This is a genomic window from Streptomyces sp. TP-A0356, from assembly GCF_001417775.1.
In the GTDB taxonomy this organism is placed as follows: Bacteria; Actinomycetota; Actinomycetes; order Streptomycetales; family Streptomycetaceae; genus Streptomyces.
In genome coordinates, this window is record NZ_BBZJ01000016.1 from 312,235 (window position 1) to 330,697 (window position 18,463).

The following is an 18,463-nucleotide window of genomic DNA, read 5'->3' on the forward strand; positions in this document are numbered from 1 at the left end:
CGGATGGCCGAGGACACCCTCGCCGGGCCCCTGCCGCCGGTCCGCCGGTGGCCCGCCCTGGACCTGGCCGGCGTGGACTTCGACCCGGTCCTGGCCGAGTTGATGGGCGAGGGTTCGGTGTCCCGGATCGAGCTGCCCAACGGCGAGGGATGGGCTTGGCTGCTGACCCGGTACGACGACGTGCGGATGGTCACGAACGACCCCCGCTTCAGCCGCGAGGCGGTCATGGAGCAGCCGGTCACCCGCCTGGCCCCGCACTTCATCCCACAGCGGGGCGCGGTCGGCTTCCTCGACCCGCCCGACCACACCCGGCTGCGCCGCTCGGTCGCCGCGGCCTTCACGGCGCGCGGCGTGGAGCGGGTGCGTGAGAAGTCACGGCGGATGCTGGACGAGCTCGTCGACGAGCTGCTCCAGGACGGGCCTCCCGCCGACCTCACCGCGGCCATCCTCAGCCCCTTTCCCATCGCCGTGATCTGCGAGCTGATGGGGGTCCCGGCCGCCGACCGGCGGAACATGCACACCTGGACCCAGCTCATCCTCTCCTCCTCGCACGGCGCGAAGGTCAGCGAGAAGGCCAAGGACGAGATGAGCGCCTGCTTCGCCGACCTCATCGGCGTCCACGAGGGAAGCACCGGCGAGGACGTCACCTCGCTGCTCGGCGCCGCCGTGGGCCGGGGCGAGGTGACGCTGGACGAGGCGGTGGGTCTCGCCGTGCTCCTCCAGATCGGCGGCGAGGCGGTCACCAACAACAGCGGGCAGATGTTCTACATCCTGCTGACCCGCCCGGACCTGACCGAACGGCTGCGGGCCGAACCGGGGATCCGGCCCCAGGCGGTCGAGGAGCTGCTGCGCTACATCCCCCACCGCAACGCGGTGGGCCTCTCGCGCATCGCCACCCAGGACGTGGAGATCGGAGGCGTCCGGATCCGGGAGGGCGACGCGGTGTACGTCTCGTACCTGGCGGCGAACCGCGACCCGGACGTCTTCCCCGACCCCCACGTGATCGACTTCGCCCGCGCCCCGAACCCCCATGTGGCGTTCGGCTACGGCCCGCACTACTGCCCGGGCGGCATGCTGGCCAGGCTGGAGTCCGAACTGCTGGTGGACGCGCTGCTCGACCGGGTGCCGGGGCTGCGGCTGGCGGTGGCGCCGGACCGGGTGCCGTTCAAGAAGGGCGCGTTGATCCGCGGCCCCGAGGCCCTGCCCGTCACATGGTGAGCGGCCGATGACGACCACCGAAGGAGTGGCGGCGAGCGGAGGCGCGGCGGCCACCGAAGGACTGCTCGTGCCACCGGGCCACGGACGCGTCGTACGGACGCCCGCCCAGCATGTGACGTTCAAGGTGACCGGCTCGCACTCGCGCACGGCATCCACGTTCGAGGTGATCGTGCCGCCGGGCTTCGACGTCGGCGCACATGTGCACACGCGCAGCGAGGAGTTGTTCTACGTGCTGGAGGGTGAGCTGGACGTGCTCGCCTTCGAGCCGCGCGTACGGACCCCCGACAACTGGCAGAAGTGGGAGTCGAGGTCGGGCAGCCGGGTGGTGCGGGCGACGCCGGGCACGGTCATCGTCGTACCGCCCGGCTGTCCGCACGCCTTCGCCAACCCCACGGAGACCCCCGCGAAGGTGTTCTTCCAGGCCTCCCCGCCCCCTGACCACGAGCGCTACTTCGAGGAGCTGCTGGAGATCCTTGGGAACGGGGGGCCGCCGGACCATGCGGCGATCGAGGCGCTGCGCAGGCGGTACGACATCGAGCAGCTCACGCCTCTGAGACACCGCTGAGCGCTATCGGATCGGCATCCCCGCCAACGTACGCGCGATCACCAGCCGCTGGATCTCGCTCGTGCCCTCGAAGATGGTGTAGATGGCTGCGTCCCGGTGCATCCGCTCCACCGGGTACTCCCGGGTGTACCCGTTCCCACCCAGGATCTGGATCGCCTGCGCGGTCACCTTCTTCGCCGTCTCGCTCGCGAACAGCTTCGACATCGACCCCTCGGCCGCCGTGAACGGCTTCCCGCTGATCGCCATCCACGAGGCCCGCCACACCAGCAGCCGCGCCGCGTCGATCTGCGTTCGCATGTCCGCGAGCTGGAAGGCGACGCCCTGGTTGTCGATGATCGGCCGTCCGAACTGCTCACGCGTCCTCGCGTAGTCCAGCGCCACCTCGTAGGCGGCCCGGGCCGTGCCCACGGCCATCGCTCCCACGGCCGGACGGGACGCCTCGAAGGTGGCCATCGCCGCGTTCTTCACACGCTCTCCGCCCGCCTTCGCCTTCTCGCGGGCGCGCGCCAGCCGCTCGTCCAGCTTCTCCTTGCCGCCGAGCAGGCAGGAGCCGGGGACGCGGACGTCTTCGAGGACCACCTCGGCCGTGTGCGAGGCGCGGATGCCGTGCTTCTTGAACTTCTGTCCCTGGGACAGGCCGGGGGTGTTCGGGGGGATGATGAAGGACGCGTGGCCCTTGGAACCCAGCTCGGGGTCCACCACGGCGACCACGACGTGGACGTTGGCGATGCCGCCGTTGGTCGCCCAGGTCTTGGTGCCGTTGATCACCCACTCGTCCTTGGCCTCGTCGTACACCGCGCGCGTGCGCATGGAGGCGACATCGGAGCCGGCGTCGGGCTCGGAGGAGCAGAAGGCGGCCACCTTGACATCGTTGGTGTCGCCGTACATCTGGGGGATCCAGGTGCCGATCTGCTCCTCGGTTCCGTTGGCCAGCACGCCCACGGCGGCGAGGCCGGTGCCGACGATCGACAGCGCGATGCCCGCGTCGCCCCAGAACAGCTCCTCCATGGCCATGGGTATGCCGAGGCCCGTGGGGTCGAAGTACTGCTGGGCGTAGAAGTCGAGAGAGTAGATCCCGACCTTCGCGGCCTCCTGGATGACCGGCCAGGGAGTCTCCTCACGCTCGTCCCATTCGGCTGCCGCGGGACGGATCACATCGGCGGCGAAGCCGTGCAGCCAGTCCCGGACCTCCTTCTGTTCGTCGTTGAGCTCCATGGTGAACTCGGCCATGTCCCCTCCAGCACTGCGCTAACCTGTTACTTGCGGTAACAGAAGTATGTTACTCACCAGTAGAAGAAGTCAACTCCCAGGCCGGACGGGCCGCCTACCGGGCGAGTCGGCATCTCGTTCGATACCGACCGGCCTTTCAGTGTTACTTTGCGCAGGCGTCAGCGACACAGCACGGGTGGGGAGAGATCATGGACACCACGCAGCGGGCCGATCAGCAGCGGTCGGCCGACCGCCGACGGCGAGAGCTGCTGGAGGCCGCCGACAGGGTGGTGCTGCGCGACGGCCCCGGCGCCTCGATGAACGCCATCGCCGCCGAAGCCGGCATCACCAAGCCGATCCTCTACCGTCACTTCGGCGACAAGGGCGGGCTGTACGCCGCGCTCGCCAAGCGGCACACGGACGCGCTGCTCGACTCCCTGCGGGCGGCGCTGGACGCCCCGGCCGACCGGCGGGAGCGGGTGGAGTCCACGCTGGACACCTACCTCGCGGCGATCGAGGCACGACCGCAGGTGTACCGCTTCCTGATGCACCCGGCGGAGGGCGGCTCGCAGAACGACCAGGGCTTCGACACGGGCCGGCACTCGATCCCGGTGCTGCGCCGCATGGGCGAGGAGCTGGCGCAGGTCATCGAGGAGCGGCTGGACCTGGGGCCGGACAGCCACCAGCTCGCCCGGGTGTGGGGCCATGGAATCGTCGGCATGATGCACGCCGCCGGTGACTGGTGGCTGGGTGAAAGACCCTGCTCCCGGGCGGATTTGGTGCGCAGCCTGGCGGACCTGTTGTGGGGCCGGCTGGCCGCCGCCGGGGACCGCATGGGAGGTCCGGGGTTCTGAGCGCCCCCCGGGACGGTGACACGTGCGGCTCCGCCGCGGAGGCGCGGTCGGCCCCCTGCGCCCAGCAGCCGGAACACACCTCACCGGCTCCACGGCGCTCGCGCAGCCTGGCGCATCACCCGGCGGTGCCGCCGGCCACTGAGCCGGTCCACGTACAGGCCCCCGTCCAGGTGGTCGCACTCGTGCTGGAGACACCGGGCGAACCATCCGGTCCCGTGCACCCGTACCGGCTCGCCGTCCGCGGTGCAGCCCTCGACGACCGCGTGGTCGTACCGCTCGGTACCCGCCTCCAGTCCCGGCAGCGACAGACACCCCTCCGGTCCGCGGAGCACCACACCGTCGGCCTCGACGAGCCGTGGGTTGACCACATGTCCCAGATGGCGAACCTCCTCGTCGTCCGGGCAGTCGTACACGAACACACGCAGCGACTCCCCGATCTGGTTCGCCGCCAGTCCCACTCCCTGCGCGGCGTACATCGTGGCGAACATGTCCTCGACCAGCCGGGCCAGTTCGGGACCGAAGTCGGTGACCTCCGCGCACGGTGTGCGCAGCACCCGGTCGCCGAGCAGGATGAGGGGCCGGACACGCCCTCGGGCGCCCGGGATGGAGCCGTGTCGCATGGCGGCAAGGGTACGGTCCTCAAGGCCGCGAGGGCGCCGGGGTGGTGCCGCGATTCGGGTGCGTGAATGGATCTCGATAGGCTGAGGTCCACACGTTGCCGGGACAGGGCGCGGCGCCGTACGCAAGGAGGATCGAGAACTGATGGCAGGCAACTCGGACCCGCTGACGCCGCGGGCCAAGCTGGCCGTGACCGCGGGCAAGGCGGTCGCTGCGGCATCGCGCGCCGCGGGACGCGGCAGCGGTTCGGTGATCGGCGGCCGCGTCGCGCTCAGACTCGACCCCGACCTCCTCGGCCGGCTCGCCCAGAGCCTGGACGTCGTGCTGGTCTCGGCGACCAACGGCAAGACCACGACCACCCGGCTGATCGCCGAGGCGCTGCGCGCCGCGGGACCGGTCGTCTCCAACGCGCTCGGCGCCAACATGCCCGCCGGCATCACCTCGGCGCTGGCCGGCAGCTCGGACGCCCGGTTCGGTGTCATCGAGGTCGACGAGAAGTATCTGGCCGGGGTCGCCCGGGACACCGACCCGAAGTGCATCGCGCTGCTCAACCTCTCCCGCGACCAGCTCGACCGCGCCGCCGAGACCCGTATGCTCGCCGAGAACTGGCGCGAGGGCCTGGCGGGTTCGAAGGCCGTCGTGGTCGCCAACTGCGACGACCCGCTGGTCGTGTGGGCCGCCTCCTCCTCCCCCAACGTGATCTGGGTCGCCGCCGGCCAGATGTGGAAGGACGACGCCTGGTCCTGCCCGTCCTGCGGCGGTGTGATGCAGCGCCCGGGCGACGACTGGTACTGCGGCGAGTGCGGCTTCCGCCGGCCGGCCCCGAGCTGGGCGCTGTCCGGTGACCACGTCCTGGACCCGCACGGCTCCGCCTGGCCGATCCACCTGCAGCTGCCGGGCCGCGCCAACAAGGCGAACGCCGCCACCTCGGCCGCCGTCGCCGCCGTCTTCGGGGTCCCCCCGCAGGTCGCCCTGGAGCGCATGTACCAGGTGCAGGCGGTCGCCGGGCGCTATGACGTCGTCCAGTTCCAGGAGCGCGACCTGCGCCTGCTGCTGGCGAAGAACCCGGCGGGCTGGCTGGAGACGTTCTCGCTGATCGACCCGCCGCCGTCCCCGGTCATCCTGTCGGTGAACGCGCGCGGCGCGGACGGCACCGACACCTCCTGGCTGTGGGACGTCGACTACACGCGGCTGACCGGCCACCCGATCTTCGTCATCGGCGACCGTAAGCTGGACCTCGCCGTGCGCCTGGAGGTCGCGAACCAGTCCTTCCAGGTCTGCGAGAACCTCGACCAGGCCGTGCAGCTCGCGCCGCCGGGCCGGATCGAGGTCATCGCGAACTACACCGCGTTCCAGGACCTGCGCCGCCGCGTCGGCAACTGACCACGAAGGACGATCATCCATGAGTGACAACAGCCTGCGTCTGGTGTGGATCTACCCGGACCTGCTGAGCACCTACGGCGACCAGGGCAACGCGCTCGTCGTGGAGCGCCGGGCCCGCCAGCGCGGCCTCGACGTGGCCCGTCTCGACGTGCGCAGCGACCAGCCGATCCCGACCTCGGGCGACATCTATCTGATCGGGGGCGGCGAGGACCGTCCGCAGCGTCTCGCGGCCGAGCGGCTGCGCCGCGACGGCGGTCTGTACCGGGCCGTGGAGAACGGCGCGATCGTCTTCTCCGTCTGCGCCGGCTACCAGATCCTGGGCCACGAGTTCATCAACGACCTCGGTCAGCGCGAGCCGGGCCTCGGCCTGCTCGACGTCGTCTCGGTGCGTGGCGAGGGCGAGCGGTGCGTCGGCGACGTCCTCGCGGACATCGACCCGCGCCTGGGTCTGCCCCCGCTCACCGGCTTCGAGAACCACCAGGGCGTCACCCACGTCGGCCCGACCGCCCGCCCCTTCGCGCAGGTGAAGCTCGGCAAGGGCAACGGCACGGGCGACGGTACGGAGGGCGCGTACAACGACACGGTCTTCGGTACGTACATGCACGGTCCCGTCCTCGCGCGCAACCCGCTGATCGCCGATCTGCTGCTCAAGCTGGCGCTCGACGTCAACGCGCTCCCGCCGATCGACGACCACTGGTACGAGGCGCTGCGCAACGAGCGGATCGCGGCGGCGCAGCAGCCCGCGTAAGAGCTCCGAACAGAATGGGCGCCCCGGCTCACGGCGTCCGGCACGCACGCTCGCTGCCGTCGGGCAGCCGCGAAGCGGTTCGCAGAGCCCGGCCGACGGCCCGTACACCTGTCCGCCGACCGGGCGAAACCAGCCCGTCTGGCGACGCGTCCGCACAGCTGAGCGGGTGCGTCCAGCAGGCGGACGCACAGTGCTGCCGCGCCCCCTGTCGCCGGTAGGGTGGCGGGGATCGAACCGGACAGCGTGGTCCGGTCCCCGGCCCACGTTGAGAAGGTATTTCGGGCTATGCGCATTGGTGTCCTCACGTCCGGCGGCGATTGCCCCGGCCTGAACGCCGTCATCCGGTCCGTCGTGCACCGCGCCGTCGCCGACCACGGCGACGAGGTCATCGGCTTCCGGGACGGCTGGAAGGGCCTTCTGGAGTGCGACTACCTCAAGCTCGACCTCGACGCGGTGAGCGGCATCCTGGCTCGCGGCGGCACCATCCTCGGCTCCTCCCGTGTCCGGCCCGAGCACCTTCGGGACGGTGTGGAGCGGGCCAGGGGCCATGTCGAGGAACTGGGACTCGACGCGATCATCCCGATCGGCGGTGAGGGCACGCTCAAGGCGGCCCGGCTGCTGTCCGACAACGGTCTGCCGATCGTCGGCGTGCCCAAGACCATCGACAACGACATCGCCGTCACGGACGTCACCTTCGGCTTCGACACGGCCGTGGGCGTGGCGACCGAGGCGCTGGACCGCCTGAAGACCACCGCGGAGTCCCACCAGCGGGTGCTGATCGTGGAGGTCATGGGCCGCCACACCGGCTGGATCGCGCTGCACTCCGGCATGGCCGCCGGCGCCCACGCGATCGTCGTGCCGGAACGCCCCTTCGACATCGAGGAGTTGACCGCCCGGGTCGGCGAGCGGTTCGCCGCCGGCAAGCGGTTCGCGATCGTCGTGGCCGCCGAGGGCGCCAAGCCGAAGCCCGGGACGATGGACTTCGACGAGGGCGGCAAGGACGTCTACGGCCACGAGCGCTTCGCCGGTATCGCCCGTCAGCTGTCCCTGGAGCTGGAGCAGCGCCTCGGCAAGGAGGCCCGTCCGGTGATCCTCGGGCACGTCCAGCGCGGCGGTACGCCGACGGCGTACGACCGCGTGCTCGCCACCCGCTTCGGCTGGCACGCTGTCGAGGCCGTGCACCGCGGGGAGTTCGGCCGGATGACCGCGCTGCGCGGCACCGACATCGTGATGGTGTCGCTGGCGGAGGCGGTGCAGACGCTGAAGACGGTGCCCGTGGAGCGGTACGCCGAGGCGGAGTGCGTCCTGTAGGGACCGAATTGTACGGAACTGAAGAGTCCGCCCCCGGTCGCAGCCGCGGCCGGGGGCGGTTCTACTCTGGGTCCGGACAGACAGCTGCGGACAGACAGCGCACAACCCCCACGAACCAGGAGCCGGCGGATGGATCACAGCGGGCACGGCATGATCATGGAGCTTCCGCCGTTCACCTTGGGGCGGGGGCTCGAATGGTCCGCCGACCCGTTCTTCCTCGTCGCCTGCCTGGTCGGCCTCGGGCTCTACGGATGGGGTGTGGTCCGGCTCGTGCGGCGCGGGGACAAGTGGCCGGTCGGCCGGATCGTGGCGTACGTCGTCGGGGTCCTGACCGTGATGCTGGTCATGTGCACCAAGCTGAACGACTACGGCATGGTCATGTTCAGCGTGCACATGGTGCAGCACATGGTGATCAGCATGCTCTCGCCGATCCTGATCCTGCTCGGCGCGCCGATCACCCTGGCGCTGCGCGCGCTGCCGACCGCGGGCCGCGACCGCAAGGGACCGCGTGAACTGCTGCTGATGGTGCTGCACAGCCGCTATATGCGGATCATCACCCATCCGGCGTTCACGATCCCGCTGTTCATCGCGAGCCTGTACGGGCTGTACTTCTCCCCGCTGTTCGACTTCCTGATGGGGTCCCGGGCCGGGCACATCGCGATGATGGTGCACTTCCTCGCCGTCGGTCTGGTGTTCTTCTGGCCGATCATGGGGGTGGATCCGGGACCGCAGCGCCCTGGCCATCTGATGCGGATGCTGGAGCTGTTCGCGGGCATGCCGTTCCACGCGTTCTTCGGCATCGCGCTGATGATGGCGTCCACGGCGATGGTCGGCACCTATCAGCACCCGCCCGCCTCGCTCGGCATCGACGCCCTGTCCGACCAGACCTCGGCGGGCGGCATCGCATGGGCGTTCAGCGAGATCCCCTCCGTCCTGGTGTTGCTGGCCCTGCTCTTCCAGTGGTACGGCTCCGAGCAGCGGCAGGCCAAGCGGAAGGACCGTGCCGCGGACCGCGACGGCGACAAGGAACTCGAGGCCTACAACGCCTATCTGGCCTCACTCGACGCACGCAGCCGCTGACTCCTGCCCCACCGCCGAATTCCCTCACGAGGCCGCCTCCTGCACGGGGAAGGGCGCCTGGACGTCCGGAACTCATCTGGTCGTGTGCGCGGTACGCAAGCAGAGTCGTGTGCGCGGTACGCGAGCAGAGTCGTGGGCGCGGTACGCGAGCAGAGTCGTGGGCGCGGTACGCGAACAGAACGGGCACCATGGGAAAGGAACAACCATGAGGAGGGTGTTGCGATGCCCGGTTCCACGAAGACCATGGGAGTGCTCACCGTCGCTGCGCTCGTCGTGGTGACGGCCTACACGGTGGTGCTCGGCAGCAACGGCTGGCTGTGGTTCGGCTGGGTGGTGCTCGGGCTGATCACCCTCGGCATGGTGGCCACGAGCAGCGCCTGACGCTCACTGCCGGGGCAGCCGGCCCGCCGAGTGCACCCCCGGCTGGTACTTGGGCAGCCGGACGGTGATCTTCATGCCCGCTCCCGCCGCGGTCTCGATCATGAGCCCGTGGTCGTCGCCGTAGACCTGGCGCAGCCGGTCGTCCACGTTGGACAGGCCGATCCCACCCGAGGGACTGACCTCTCCGGCGAGGATACGGCGCAGCAGCCGGGGGTCCATTCCGGCGCCGTCGTCCTCGATCACGACCAGCGCCTCGGCGCCCGCGTCCTGCGCGGTGATGCTGATGCGGCGTTTGTCGGTGGTGCCTTCGAGGCCGTGCTTGACGGCGTTCTCGACGAGCGGCTGGAGGCAGAGGAAGGGCAGGGCGACCGGCAGCACCTCGGGCGCGATCTGCAGAGTGACGAAGAGCCGGTCGCCGAAGCGGGCGCGCACGAGTGCCAGGTAGTGGTCGATGGCGTGCAGTTCGTCGGCGAGTGTGGTGAAGTCGCCGTGCCGCCGGAACGAGTAGCGGATGAAGTCGGCGAATTCCAGCAGGAGTTCGCGGGCGCGCTCGGGGTCGGTGCGCACGAACGAGGCGATCACGGCGAGCGAGTTGAAGATGAAGTGCGGGGAGATCTGGGCGCGCAGGGCCTTGATCTCGGCCTCGATGAGCCGTGTCCGGGACCGGTCGAGGTCCGCCAGCTCCAGTTGCACGGAGACCCAGCGGGCGACCTCGCCGGCGGCCCGGACGAGGACGGCGGACTCGCGGGGCGCACACGCCACCAGCGCGCCGTGCACCCGGTCGTCGACGGTGAGGGGGGTGACGACGGCCCAGCGCAGCGGGCAGTCGGGTTCCTCGCAGCTGAGGCGGAAGGCCTCGCCGCGGCCGGTCTCCAGCGGGCCCGCGAGCCGCTCCAGCACCTCCTCACGGTGGTGCTCCCCCGCGCCGTCCCAGGCCAGCACGGCCTCCCGGTCGGTGAGGCACAGCGCGTCGGTGCCGAGCAGGGTGCGCAGCCGCCGGGCGGACCTGCGGGCCGTCTCCTCGGTGAGCCCGGCGCGCAGGGGCGGCGCCGCGAGGGAGGCGGTGTGCAGGGTCTGGAAGGTGGCGTGCTCCACCGGGGTGCCGAGGCCACCCAGGCTCTCGGGGTGCGCGGTGCGCCGGCCGAGCCAGAACCCTGCGGCGAGCAGAGGGAGTACGGCCACGCACAGACCGGCGAGGAATCCGCTCATGCCGTCACCTCGGCCCGCAGTTCCTCGGGCAGGTGGAACCGGGCCAGGATCGCGGCCGTCCCGGCCGGCACCCGTCCCGGGGTGGCCAGGGACACCAGGACCATGGTGAGGAACCCGAGCGGAACGGACCAGAGCGCGGGCCAGGCGAGCAGCGCGTGCAGGGTGCCGGTGCCGGGGCGGCCCGCCATGGTGGCGGCCACCGCCGCGAACGCCGAGCCGCCGCCGATCAGCATGCCCACGGCCGCTCCCGGCGGGGTCAGCCTCCGCCACCAGATGCCCAGCACCAGCAGCGGACAGAACGACGACGCGGACACGGCGAACGCGAGCCCCACCGCGTCGGCCACCGGAAGCCCGCCCACCAGCATGCTGGCCGCCAGCGGCACCGCCATCGCCAGCAGGGTGCCGAGCCGGAAGTGCCGTACGCCCCGCGAGGGCAGCACGTCCTGTGTGAGCACCCCGGCCACCGCCATGGTCAGCCCCGACGCCGTGGACAGGAACGCGGCGAACGCCCCGCCCGCGACCAGCGCGCCCAGCAGGTCCGCGCCGGGCCCGCCGATCATCCGGCCGGGCAGCAGCAGGACGGCGGCGTCGGCGTTCCCGGAGAGGGCGAGTTCGGGGGCGTAGAGCCGGCCCAGCGCCCCGTAGACGGGCGGCAGCAGGTAGAAGGCGCCGACCAGGCCGAGCACGGCGACGGTGGTGCGGCGGGCCGCGACACCGTGCGGGCTGGTGTAGAAGCGGACCACGACGTGCGGCAGGCCCATGGTGCCGAGGAACGTGGCGAGGATCAGCCCGTACGTGGCGTACAGCGGGCGTGCCTCGCGGCCGGTCGCCGCCGAGGTCGACATGCCGCCGCCGCTGCCGTGGTCGGCCACGGGGACGGCGGCCCCCCCGGCTGAACGTCAGCCGGGTGCCGCCCGCGATGCGGTGGACGCCGGCCGGGAGGTCGACGCGCTGTCCCGTGTAGCGGCGGCCGTCGACCGTGCCCGTCGCCGTCACGTCGAGCGGGCGGGACAGCCTCAGGTCGAGGTCACCGCCGACCCGTACGACGCGGTGGTCGCGGAAGGTCGCCGGTTCGGCGAAGGCGTCGCGCGGCGCGCCGTCGCCCTGCCAGGCCACCACCAGGAAGAGCGCGGGGACGAGGAGGGCGGTGAGTTTGAGCCAGTACTGGAAGGCCTGGACGAAGGTGATGCTGCGCATGCCGCCCGCGGCCACGGTGGCGACCACCACGACCGCCACGATGATCCCGCCGAGCGTATCGGGCGCACCGGTCAGCACGGCCAACGTGAGTCCGGCGCCCTGGAGTTGGGGCAGCAGATAGAGCCAGCCGACCCCGACGACGAAGGCGCCGGCGAGCCGGCGAACGTGCTGGGAGGCGAGCCGCGCCTCGGCGAAGTCGGGCAGGGTGTAGGCGCCGGAGCGGCGCAGGGGGGCGGCCACGAACAGGAGCAGGACGAGATAGCCGGCGGTGTAGCCGACCGGGTACCACAGCATGTCGGGGCCCTGCACGAGGACGAGGCCCGCGATGCCCAGGAAGGAGGCGGCGGAGAGGTATTCGCCACTGATCGCGGCGGCGTTGAGGCGGGGCCCGACGGTGCGGGAGGCGACGTAGAAGTCGGAGGTCGTGCGGGAGACGCGCAGCCCGAAGGCGCCGACGAGGACGGTCGCCAGGACGACCAGGGCGACCGCGGGGACGGCGTAGTTCTGGTTCACGGCATGCCCTCAGCGGTCCTCGACGAGCCGCACGAAGTCCTTCTCGTTGCGTTCGGCGCGGCGCACGTACCAGCGGGCGAGCAGGACCAGCGGCGGGTAGAGGCAGAAGCCGAGTACGGCCCACTCCAGGCCGGTCCTGCGTGTGGTGGCGAAGACCAGGGGCAGGGGTCCCACCAGGAGCACGAGGACGGTGAACCCGGCGATTGCCGCCCGGAGCTGACTGCGCATCAGCGAACGGACATACGTATGGCCCAGGGTGGTCTGTTCGTCGATCTCGGTCCGCGGCCGGTAGTAGCCGGAGGCCCGGCGGGCGCGCCGGGGCGGCCCGGTGACAACGACCCGGCGTTCGGCGGGATCCTGCGGCATGCCGCCCCCTAACCCGTCGTCCGGCGCATCAGCAGGTCCCGCAGTTCACGGGTGTGCCGTCGACTGACCTGGAGTTCGACGGAGTCGACGAGTACGCTCACCGTGCCCGCGTCCAGCCGCAGTTCGTCGATGTGCCGCAGGGCGACGAGGTGGCGGCGGTGGATACGCACGAAGCCGCGCGAGCGCCAGCGCTCCTCCAGGGTGGTCAGCGGGATGCGCACGAGGTGGCTGCCGTGCGGGGTGTGCAGACGGGCGTAGTCGCCCTGGGCCTCCACGTGGGTGATGTCGTCGACGGACACGAACCGCGTCACGCCCCCGAGTTCGACGGACATGTGGTCGGGAACGGGTTCGTGCACGGGGACCAGCGGGGTGGCCTCCCGCAGCTGGGCGGCGCGGCGCACCGCCTCCGCGAGCCGTTCGCGGCGTACGGGCTTCAGGACGTAGTCGACGGCCTTGAGGTCGAAGGCCTGCACGGCGAAGCCCTCGTGGGCGGTGACGAACACGACGAGCGGCGGCCGGGCGAAGCCGGTCAGCAGCCGGGCCATCTCCAGGCCGTCGAGGCCGGGCATGTGGATGTCGAGGAAGACGACGTCGATCGCGTCGGGTCCGTCGGGCCCGGACTCCAGGGCACGGTTGATGCGGCGCAGCGCCTCGGTCGCGTCGCTCGCGCCCTCCACGCTGCCGATCCGGGGGTCCGCGTTCAGCAGATAGAGGAGTTCCTCCAGGGAGGGGCGTTCGTCGTCGACGGCGAGGGCGCGCAGCATGAACGTGGAGTGTAGGAGCATTCCGTACGCCTGCACATGTGCGGAACATGGACGTTCCCGCTGGATACAGTGCCCGCATGAACAGCAGGCCAGCGCCGTTCGACGAGCTCGACCGGAAGATCATCACCGCTCTCATGGCGAATGCCAGGACCAGTTTTGCCGAGATCGGCGCCGCCATCGGCCTGTCGTCGACGGCGGTCAAGCGCCGGGTGGACCGGCTGCGCGAGACGGGGGTGATCACCGGGTTCACGGCCACGGTGAAGCCGTCGGCGCTGGGCTGGCGCACGGAGGCGTACGTCGAGGTGTACTGCGAGGGCGCGGCGCCGCCCCGGCGGCTCGCGGAGGTCGTCCGCAACCATCCGGAGATCACGGCGGCGATGACGGTGACCGGCGGCGCGGACGCGCTGCTGCATGTGCGGGCGCGGGACGTCGAGCACTTCGAGGAGGTGCTGGAGCGCATTCGCACGGAGCCGTTCATCCGGAAGACGATCAGCGTGATGGTGCTGTCGCACCTCCTGCCGGAGAGTCCGGAGGCGGGCGCCAGCCACCTCGCTCCCGAGGGCGCAGCAGACGTGCGCTGACCGGGCCGAAGACGCAGTGTTCCTGCGCGAGCGCGCAGCCATCGTTCCTTGTCGCGCGTCTCGGTCCCTTCCTACCTTGGTGTCAACCCTCAGTCGACACTCCAGGAAGCGGAGGAACCTCTCTGTGCCCGACAGCCGTGTGCCGCGCCGGCGGCGCTTCCTCGTCTGCGAACCCAGACATTTCGCCGTGCAGTACGCGATCAACCCCTGGATGCATCCCGACACCAAGGTCGATGTGGATCTGGCGCGCGAGCAGTGGCAGGAGCTGATACGCGCCTACCGCGCCCATGGCCACACCGTCGACGCCGTGGACCCGGTGCCCGGCCTCCCGGACATGGTGTTCGCCGCCAACTCGGCGGTCGTCGTCGACGGCCGCGTCTTCGGCTCCTACTTCCACGCGCCCGAGCGGCGCCCCGAGTCCGTCCACTACGAGACGTGGTTCAAGGCGGCCGGCTACGACGTCCACCGCTCCGAGTTCATCTGCGAGGGCGAGGGCGACCTGGTCTGGACGGGACGGTACGTCCTGGCCGGCACCGGCTTCCGCACGACCCGCGAGGCGCACCGCGAGGTGCAGGAGTTCTTCGGTCACCCGGTGATCAGTCTGCAGCTGGTGGATCCGTACTTCTACCACCTGGACACGGCGCTGTTCGTCCTCGACGACGACAACATCGTGTACTACCCGGAGGCGTTCTCGCCGGGCAGCCGCGAGGTGCTCGCCCGGCTGTACCCGGACGCGGTGCTCGCGACCCGCGAGGACGCGATGGCCTTCGGCCTCAACTCCGTCTCCGACGGGCGCCACGTCTTCATCGCGCCCCGGGCCGAGGTGCTCGCCGCCCGGCTCGCCGACCACGGCTACGACCCCGTCCCCGTCGACCTCTCCGAGTTCCACAAGGCCGGCGGAGGCATCAAGTGCTGCACCCAGGAGATCCGTTCATGACCGCACCCGTCCGTACGCGTTCGTCCGCCGAGCTGATCCGCGCCGAGGAGCCGGTTCTGGCGCACAACTACCATCCGCTCCCGGTGGTCGTCGCCCGCGCCGAGGGCACCTGGGTGGAGGACGTCGAGGGCCGCCGCTACCTGGACATGCTCGCGGGCTACTCGGCCCTCAACTTCGGGCACCGCAACCCGGTGCTGATCGAGGCCGCGCACCGCCAGCTGGACCGGCTGACCCTCACCTCCCGGGCCTTCCACAACGACCAGCTGGCGGAGTTCGCCGAGTCCCTGGCCGCGTTGACGGGCCTGGACATGGTGCTGCCGATGAACACGGGCGCGGAAGCGGTGGAGAGCGCCGTCAAGGTTGCCCGCAAGTGGGCGTACGAGGTCAAGGGCGTTCCGGCCGACCGGGCGACGATCGTGGTGGCGGACGGCAACTTCCACGGCCGTACGACGACGATCGTCAGCTTCTCCACGGACGAGACGGCGCGCTCGGGCTTCGGCCCCTTCACCCCGGGCTTCCGCGTGGTGCCCTACAACGACCCGGCCGCGCTGGAGGCGGCCGTCGACGAGACGACGGCAGCCGTGCTGATCGAGCCCATCCAGGGTGAGGCGGGTGTGATCATCCCGGACGAGGGCTATCTCACCGGGGTCCGCGAGCTCACCCGCCGCGCGGGGTGCCTGTTCATCGCCGACGAGATCCAGTCGGGCCTCGGCCGTACGGGCAGCACGCTGGCCGTGGAGCACGAGGGGGTCCTGCCGGATGTGCTGCTGCTCGGGAAGGCGCTCGGCGGCGGCATCGTGCCGGTGTCCGCGGTGGTCGCCCGCCGTGATGTCCTCGGGATCCTGCGACCGGGCGAGCACGGCTCCACCTTCGGCGGCAACCCGCTGGCCGCGGCGGTCGGCTCGGCGGTCGTCGGCCTTCTGGAGACGGGCGAGTTCCAGCGCAGGGCGGCCGAGGCGGGCGCGGTGCTGCGGAACGGACTCGCCGCGCTCGTCGGCAAGGGCGTCGTGGGCTTCCGCTCGCGCGGGCTGTGGGCCGGGGTCGACATCGACCCGGCGATCGGGACCGGGCGCGAGATCAGCGAACGTCTGATGCGGGAGGGGATCCTGGTCAAGGACACCCACGGTTCGACGATCCGCCTGGCCCCGCCGCTGACGATCACGGACGAGGAACTGCGGTCGGCGCTGGGGGCACTGGAGAAGGTGCTGACGGCCTGATACGGCGGCGCCCGGGGGCTGGTGGTGCGGGCCCCCGGGTCACGCTCCCGTCGAACCCCGGTCTGCCCCGGCCGCGCCCGGTTCCGGTCAGTCCCACAGCTCCGTGAGGTCCAGCGCTTCGACGGGCGTGCGCGCGTGCCGCACGCCGGGCGGTTCCCGGCCGTCCGCGCCGACGATCCGCCAGCCCTCACCGAGCTGGACCACCGGCACACCGCCCCGGCGCATGGCGAGGGCCAGCTCGGAGAGGGTGCCCCAGGATCCGCCGACCACGACCACGGCGTCCCCGCTGTTGACGATCACGTTGTTGCGCGCCTGCCCGAGCCCGGTGGCGATCGCGACGCTCAGATCCGGCCCGGCCCCGGAGCGATCGACATCCGGCAGCACCCCGACGACAAGGCCGTCGCGGGACCGTGCGCCCGCCGCCACGGCGGCCATCACCCCGCCGTACCCACCGCAGATCACCACGGCTCCGCGCTCCGCGAGCAGCCGGCCCAGCTCGTACGCGAGGGTCCGCTCCCGCCGGCCGCACTGGCTCGGCCCGCACACCGCCACCTGCACCGCCACGCCGGTCCACCTCCGGCGCGCACCCTACTGCCCGGCGAAACATCCCGCCCGCAGCCACGTCGAGCGAATGCCGCAGCACCTTGCTCACGGGCCCCTCTCAGCCGACCTTGCGCCCTTTCAGCGGTGCCGTTGCCGTCCCGCCGCCCTCCTGCAGCCCGCGCAGGAACTCCTCCATGACCTCGGTCGCCGTCCGGCTGGGGCTCCAGCCCAGCTCGGTGTACGCGCGCGTGCAGTCCATCAGGGGCAGTCGCAGTACGGCGTCGAAGAGATGCGGTGACGCGGGGAGCAGACGCAGGCCCCACGCGGCGGCGATCGCCGATCGTGCGGCCGTGCGCGGCAGCCGTACGGGGCGGGTCCCGAGCAGTTCGCCCAGCAGGGCGGCATCCAGCGGTGGATCGGCGGCCAGATTGAAGGCGCCGCGGACGTCACTGTGGACCGCGAGTCGATAGGCGTGGGCCGCGTCGTCGGTGTGCAGGGCCTGGACGCGCAGTCCCGCGATGTCGGGCAGGAAGGGCAGGAGCTCCGGCCGGGCCAGCGGGCCGGGCAGGAGCCGTCCACCGAAGATGCGCCGCTGTTCGCTCGCCGACTCCCACTTGAACAGGAACGCGGGCCGCATCCGCACCACCCGGATCGCTGGGTGCGCGTACTCGAAGGCGTCGAGGGTGCGCTCCAGGTACGACTTCTCCCGGGTGTAAGCGGCGTCCGGCCAGCCGTGGGTCGGCCAGGACTCGTCCACGCTGCGGTCCTTGGGTCCAGGGGAGTACGCACCGACGGACGAGGCGTGCACCAGCGTCGGCACCTGGGCCGCGGCGACGGCGTCGAAGACCCGGATGCTGCCGAGCACGTTGGTCTGCCAGGTCGCGACCGGATCGTGCGTCGGCTGGAACGCCCACGCCAGGTGTACGACCGCGTCGGCGCCCTCGAACTCCTTGACCAGGTCGGCCTGCTCCGACGCGAGGTCGACCTCCGACCACTGCACACGCTCCGGGCCGAGGTCGGGGGTGCGGCGTGCCAGGCCCCGTACGCTCTCCACGTCCGGGTCCTCGGCGAGCAGGCGCACGAGGCTCGTGCCCACATTGCCGGTGGCTCCGGTGACCACGATCTTCTTGCTTGTTGCGGTGCTCACTTCGGGCTCCTCTCGGTGACCGGTACCGGCGAGTACCCGCACAGGGGCAAGCGGCTCAGGGCATCGCGTCCCCGACGGCGGCCACCAGATGCCACCGCCGGACGGCAGAGGGTTACCCCGCCCGGGTGCATGCCCGGCCATGGGACGTCCGGAGGGGGAAGCCTTCCTCCATGATTTTCAAGAGTCCCGTCGAGCGCGGCGGCCCCCAGCGGGGCAAGTTCGAGGATCTGGCGGAGAAGGCCTCCAACATGACGAGCTCGCCGCTCTTCTTCCTGATCTGCCTCGCCTTCGTCGGCTTCTTCGTCGCCTCGCACGCCGCGGGGCTGTCGGTGGAGTGGCTGCTGCTCGCCGGGGAGTCCATGTCCGCGGTCACCCTTCTGCTCCTCGCACTGCTGAAGAACTCGGAGATGCGGGCGGAGCACGCCATCCAGCGCAAGCTCGACGCGATCGCGGGCGCGCTGCTGGACATGAACAAGGGGAAGGACAGCCGCGCCCTGCGGGAGCTCAGGGACTCGATCCGCATGGAGGAGGAGACATGAGACGAGACACGAGGAGACGTAGGGCACCGCCGTAGGCCCGCGGCCCGACCGATATGCACGGGAATGCGACTCGTGCCACGCTG

19 protein-coding genes and 1 pseudogene are annotated in these 18,463 nt (G+C 71.2%); 12 read left to right on the forward strand and 8 right to left on the reverse strand.

Going from position 1 to position 18,463, the window contains the following annotated elements; translation table 11 throughout:
• Positions 1–3 precede the first annotated feature (3 nt).
• Both ASC56_RS12195 and ASC56_RS12200 read left to right on the forward strand, forming a co-directional pair.
• Positions 4–1,218, forward strand: a complete 1,215-nt coding sequence (locus ASC56_RS12195; RefSeq protein ID WP_055491514.1) for a cytochrome P450 — start codon at positions 4–6, stop codon at positions 1,216–1,218.
• Positions 1,219–1,225: 7 nt separating this feature from the next.
• Positions 1,226–1,783, forward strand: a complete 558-nt coding sequence (locus ASC56_RS12200; RefSeq protein WP_055491335.1) for a cupin domain-containing protein — start codon at positions 1,226–1,228, stop codon at positions 1,781–1,783.
• A gap of 3 nt (positions 1,784–1,786) precedes the next feature.
• On the opposite strand, the gene ASC56_RS12205 is transcribed toward ASC56_RS12200, so the two are convergent.
• Positions 1,787–3,013, reverse strand: coding sequence for an acyl-CoA dehydrogenase family protein (locus tag ASC56_RS12205; protein WP_055491336.1), 1,227 nt, complete (start codon positions 3,011–3,013; stop codon positions 1,787–1,789).
• A gap of 188 nt (positions 3,014–3,201) precedes the next feature.
• Here ASC56_RS12205 and ASC56_RS12210 point away from each other — a divergent pair, with 188 nt between their 5' ends.
• Complete coding sequence (locus ASC56_RS12210; RefSeq protein WP_055491337.1) at positions 3,202–3,846, forward strand: TetR family transcriptional regulator; 645 nt, start codon at positions 3,202–3,204, stop codon at positions 3,844–3,846.
• 80 nt (positions 3,847–3,926) lie between these two features.
• Here ASC56_RS12210 and def read toward each other — a convergent pair whose 3' ends face one another.
• Positions 3,927–4,466: a peptide deformylase gene (gene def, locus ASC56_RS12215; RefSeq protein ID WP_055491338.1), complete on the reverse strand. Its 540-nt coding sequence runs from the start codon at positions 4,464–4,466 to the stop codon at positions 3,927–3,929.
• A gap of 142 nt (positions 4,467–4,608) precedes the next feature.
• Between def and ASC56_RS12220 the strand changes: the two genes are divergently transcribed.
• From ASC56_RS12220 to ASC56_RS39605, 5 genes are all read left to right on the forward strand, one after another.
• Entirely contained in the window at positions 4,609–5,847 is a 1,239-nt protein-coding gene (locus ASC56_RS12220) for a MurT ligase domain-containing protein (protein WP_055491339.1), read from the forward strand.
• A gap of 19 nt (positions 5,848–5,866) precedes the next feature.
• Positions 5,867–6,595 carry a type 1 glutamine amidotransferase gene (locus tag ASC56_RS12225; protein WP_055491340.1) on the forward strand — a complete coding sequence of 243 codons (729 nt, stop codon included), beginning with the start codon at positions 5,867–5,869 and terminating at the stop codon, positions 6,593–6,595.
• A gap of 285 nt (positions 6,596–6,880) precedes the next feature.
• A complete protein-coding gene (locus ASC56_RS12230) occupies positions 6,881–7,906 on the forward strand; it encodes a 6-phosphofructokinase (RefSeq protein WP_055491341.1) in 1,026 nt (341 codons plus the stop codon).
• Between the two features lie 129 nt (positions 7,907–8,035).
• Positions 8,036–8,986 (forward strand): cytochrome c oxidase assembly protein, encoded by a 951-nt coding sequence (locus ASC56_RS12235; RefSeq protein WP_055491342.1) that lies wholly within the window; start codon positions 8,036–8,038, stop codon positions 8,984–8,986.
• A 222-nt stretch (positions 8,987–9,208) separates the two neighbouring features.
• On the forward strand, positions 9,209–9,367 hold the full coding sequence (locus ASC56_RS39605) for a hypothetical protein (RefSeq protein ID WP_107309236.1): 159 nt from the start codon (positions 9,209–9,211) through the stop codon (positions 9,365–9,367).
• Positions 9,368–9,370: 3 nt separating this feature from the next.
• Here the strand turns inward: ASC56_RS39605 and ASC56_RS12240 are convergent, their stop codons facing one another.
• The 4 genes and pseudogenes from ASC56_RS12240 to ASC56_RS12255 form a co-directional block, all read right to left on the reverse strand.
• Complete coding sequence (locus ASC56_RS12240) at positions 9,371–10,576, reverse strand: sensor histidine kinase (RefSeq protein ID WP_055491343.1); 1,206 nt, start codon at positions 10,574–10,576, stop codon at positions 9,371–9,373.
• Positions 10,573–12,286 (reverse strand): annotated as a pseudogene (locus ASC56_RS12245) (cation acetate symporter). Before ASC56_RS12245 ends, ASC56_RS12240 begins: the two are co-directional and overlap by 4 nt.
• A 9-nt stretch (positions 12,287–12,295) precedes the next feature.
• The gene (locus tag ASC56_RS12250; protein WP_055491344.1) at positions 12,296–12,652 is read right to left on the reverse strand and encodes a hypothetical protein; all 357 of its coding nucleotides are present in this window, start codon (positions 12,650–12,652) and stop codon (positions 12,296–12,298) included.
• Positions 12,653–12,660: 8 nt separating this feature from the next.
• Positions 12,661–13,416: a LytTR family DNA-binding domain-containing protein gene (locus tag ASC56_RS12255; RefSeq protein ID WP_055491515.1), complete on the reverse strand. Its 756-nt coding sequence runs from the start codon at positions 13,414–13,416 to the stop codon at positions 12,661–12,663.
• Positions 13,417–13,493: 77 nt separating this feature from the next.
• On the opposite strand from ASC56_RS12255, the gene ASC56_RS12260 reads away from it, so the two are divergent.
• The 3 genes from ASC56_RS12260 to rocD all read left to right on the forward strand — a co-directional run bounded on the left by ASC56_RS12260 (position 13,494) and on the right by rocD (position 16,151).
• Positions 13,494–13,997, forward strand: a complete 504-nt coding sequence (locus tag ASC56_RS12260; RefSeq protein WP_055491345.1) for an Lrp/AsnC family transcriptional regulator — start codon at positions 13,494–13,496, stop codon at positions 13,995–13,997.
• Positions 13,998–14,121: 124 nt separating this feature from the next.
• Entirely contained in the window at positions 14,122–14,934 is an 813-nt protein-coding gene (ddaH, locus tag ASC56_RS12265) for a dimethylargininase (protein ID WP_055491346.1), read from the forward strand.
• Positions 14,931–16,151, forward strand: a complete 1,221-nt coding sequence (gene rocD / locus ASC56_RS12270; RefSeq protein ID WP_055491347.1) for an ornithine--oxo-acid transaminase — start codon at positions 14,931–14,933, stop codon at positions 16,149–16,151. Before ddaH ends, rocD begins: the two co-directional genes overlap by 4 nt.
• Positions 16,152–16,238: 87 nt before the next feature.
• Here rocD and ASC56_RS12275 read toward each other — a convergent pair whose 3' ends face one another.
• Complete coding sequence (locus ASC56_RS12275) at positions 16,239–16,715, reverse strand: TIGR00725 family protein (protein WP_055491348.1); 477 nt, start codon at positions 16,713–16,715, stop codon at positions 16,239–16,241.
• A 97-nt stretch (positions 16,716–16,812) separates the two neighbouring features.
• Positions 16,813–17,841, reverse strand: a complete 1,029-nt coding sequence (locus ASC56_RS12280; RefSeq protein ID WP_055491349.1) for an SDR family oxidoreductase — start codon at positions 17,839–17,841, stop codon at positions 16,813–16,815.
• A 170-nt stretch (positions 17,842–18,011) separates the two neighbouring features.
• Here ASC56_RS12280 and ASC56_RS12285 point away from each other — a divergent pair, with 170 nt between their 5' ends.
• Positions 18,012–18,380, forward strand: a complete 369-nt coding sequence (locus ASC56_RS12285; protein WP_055491350.1) for a low affinity iron permease family protein — start codon at positions 18,012–18,014, stop codon at positions 18,378–18,380.
• Positions 18,381–18,463: the final 83 nt, after the last annotated feature.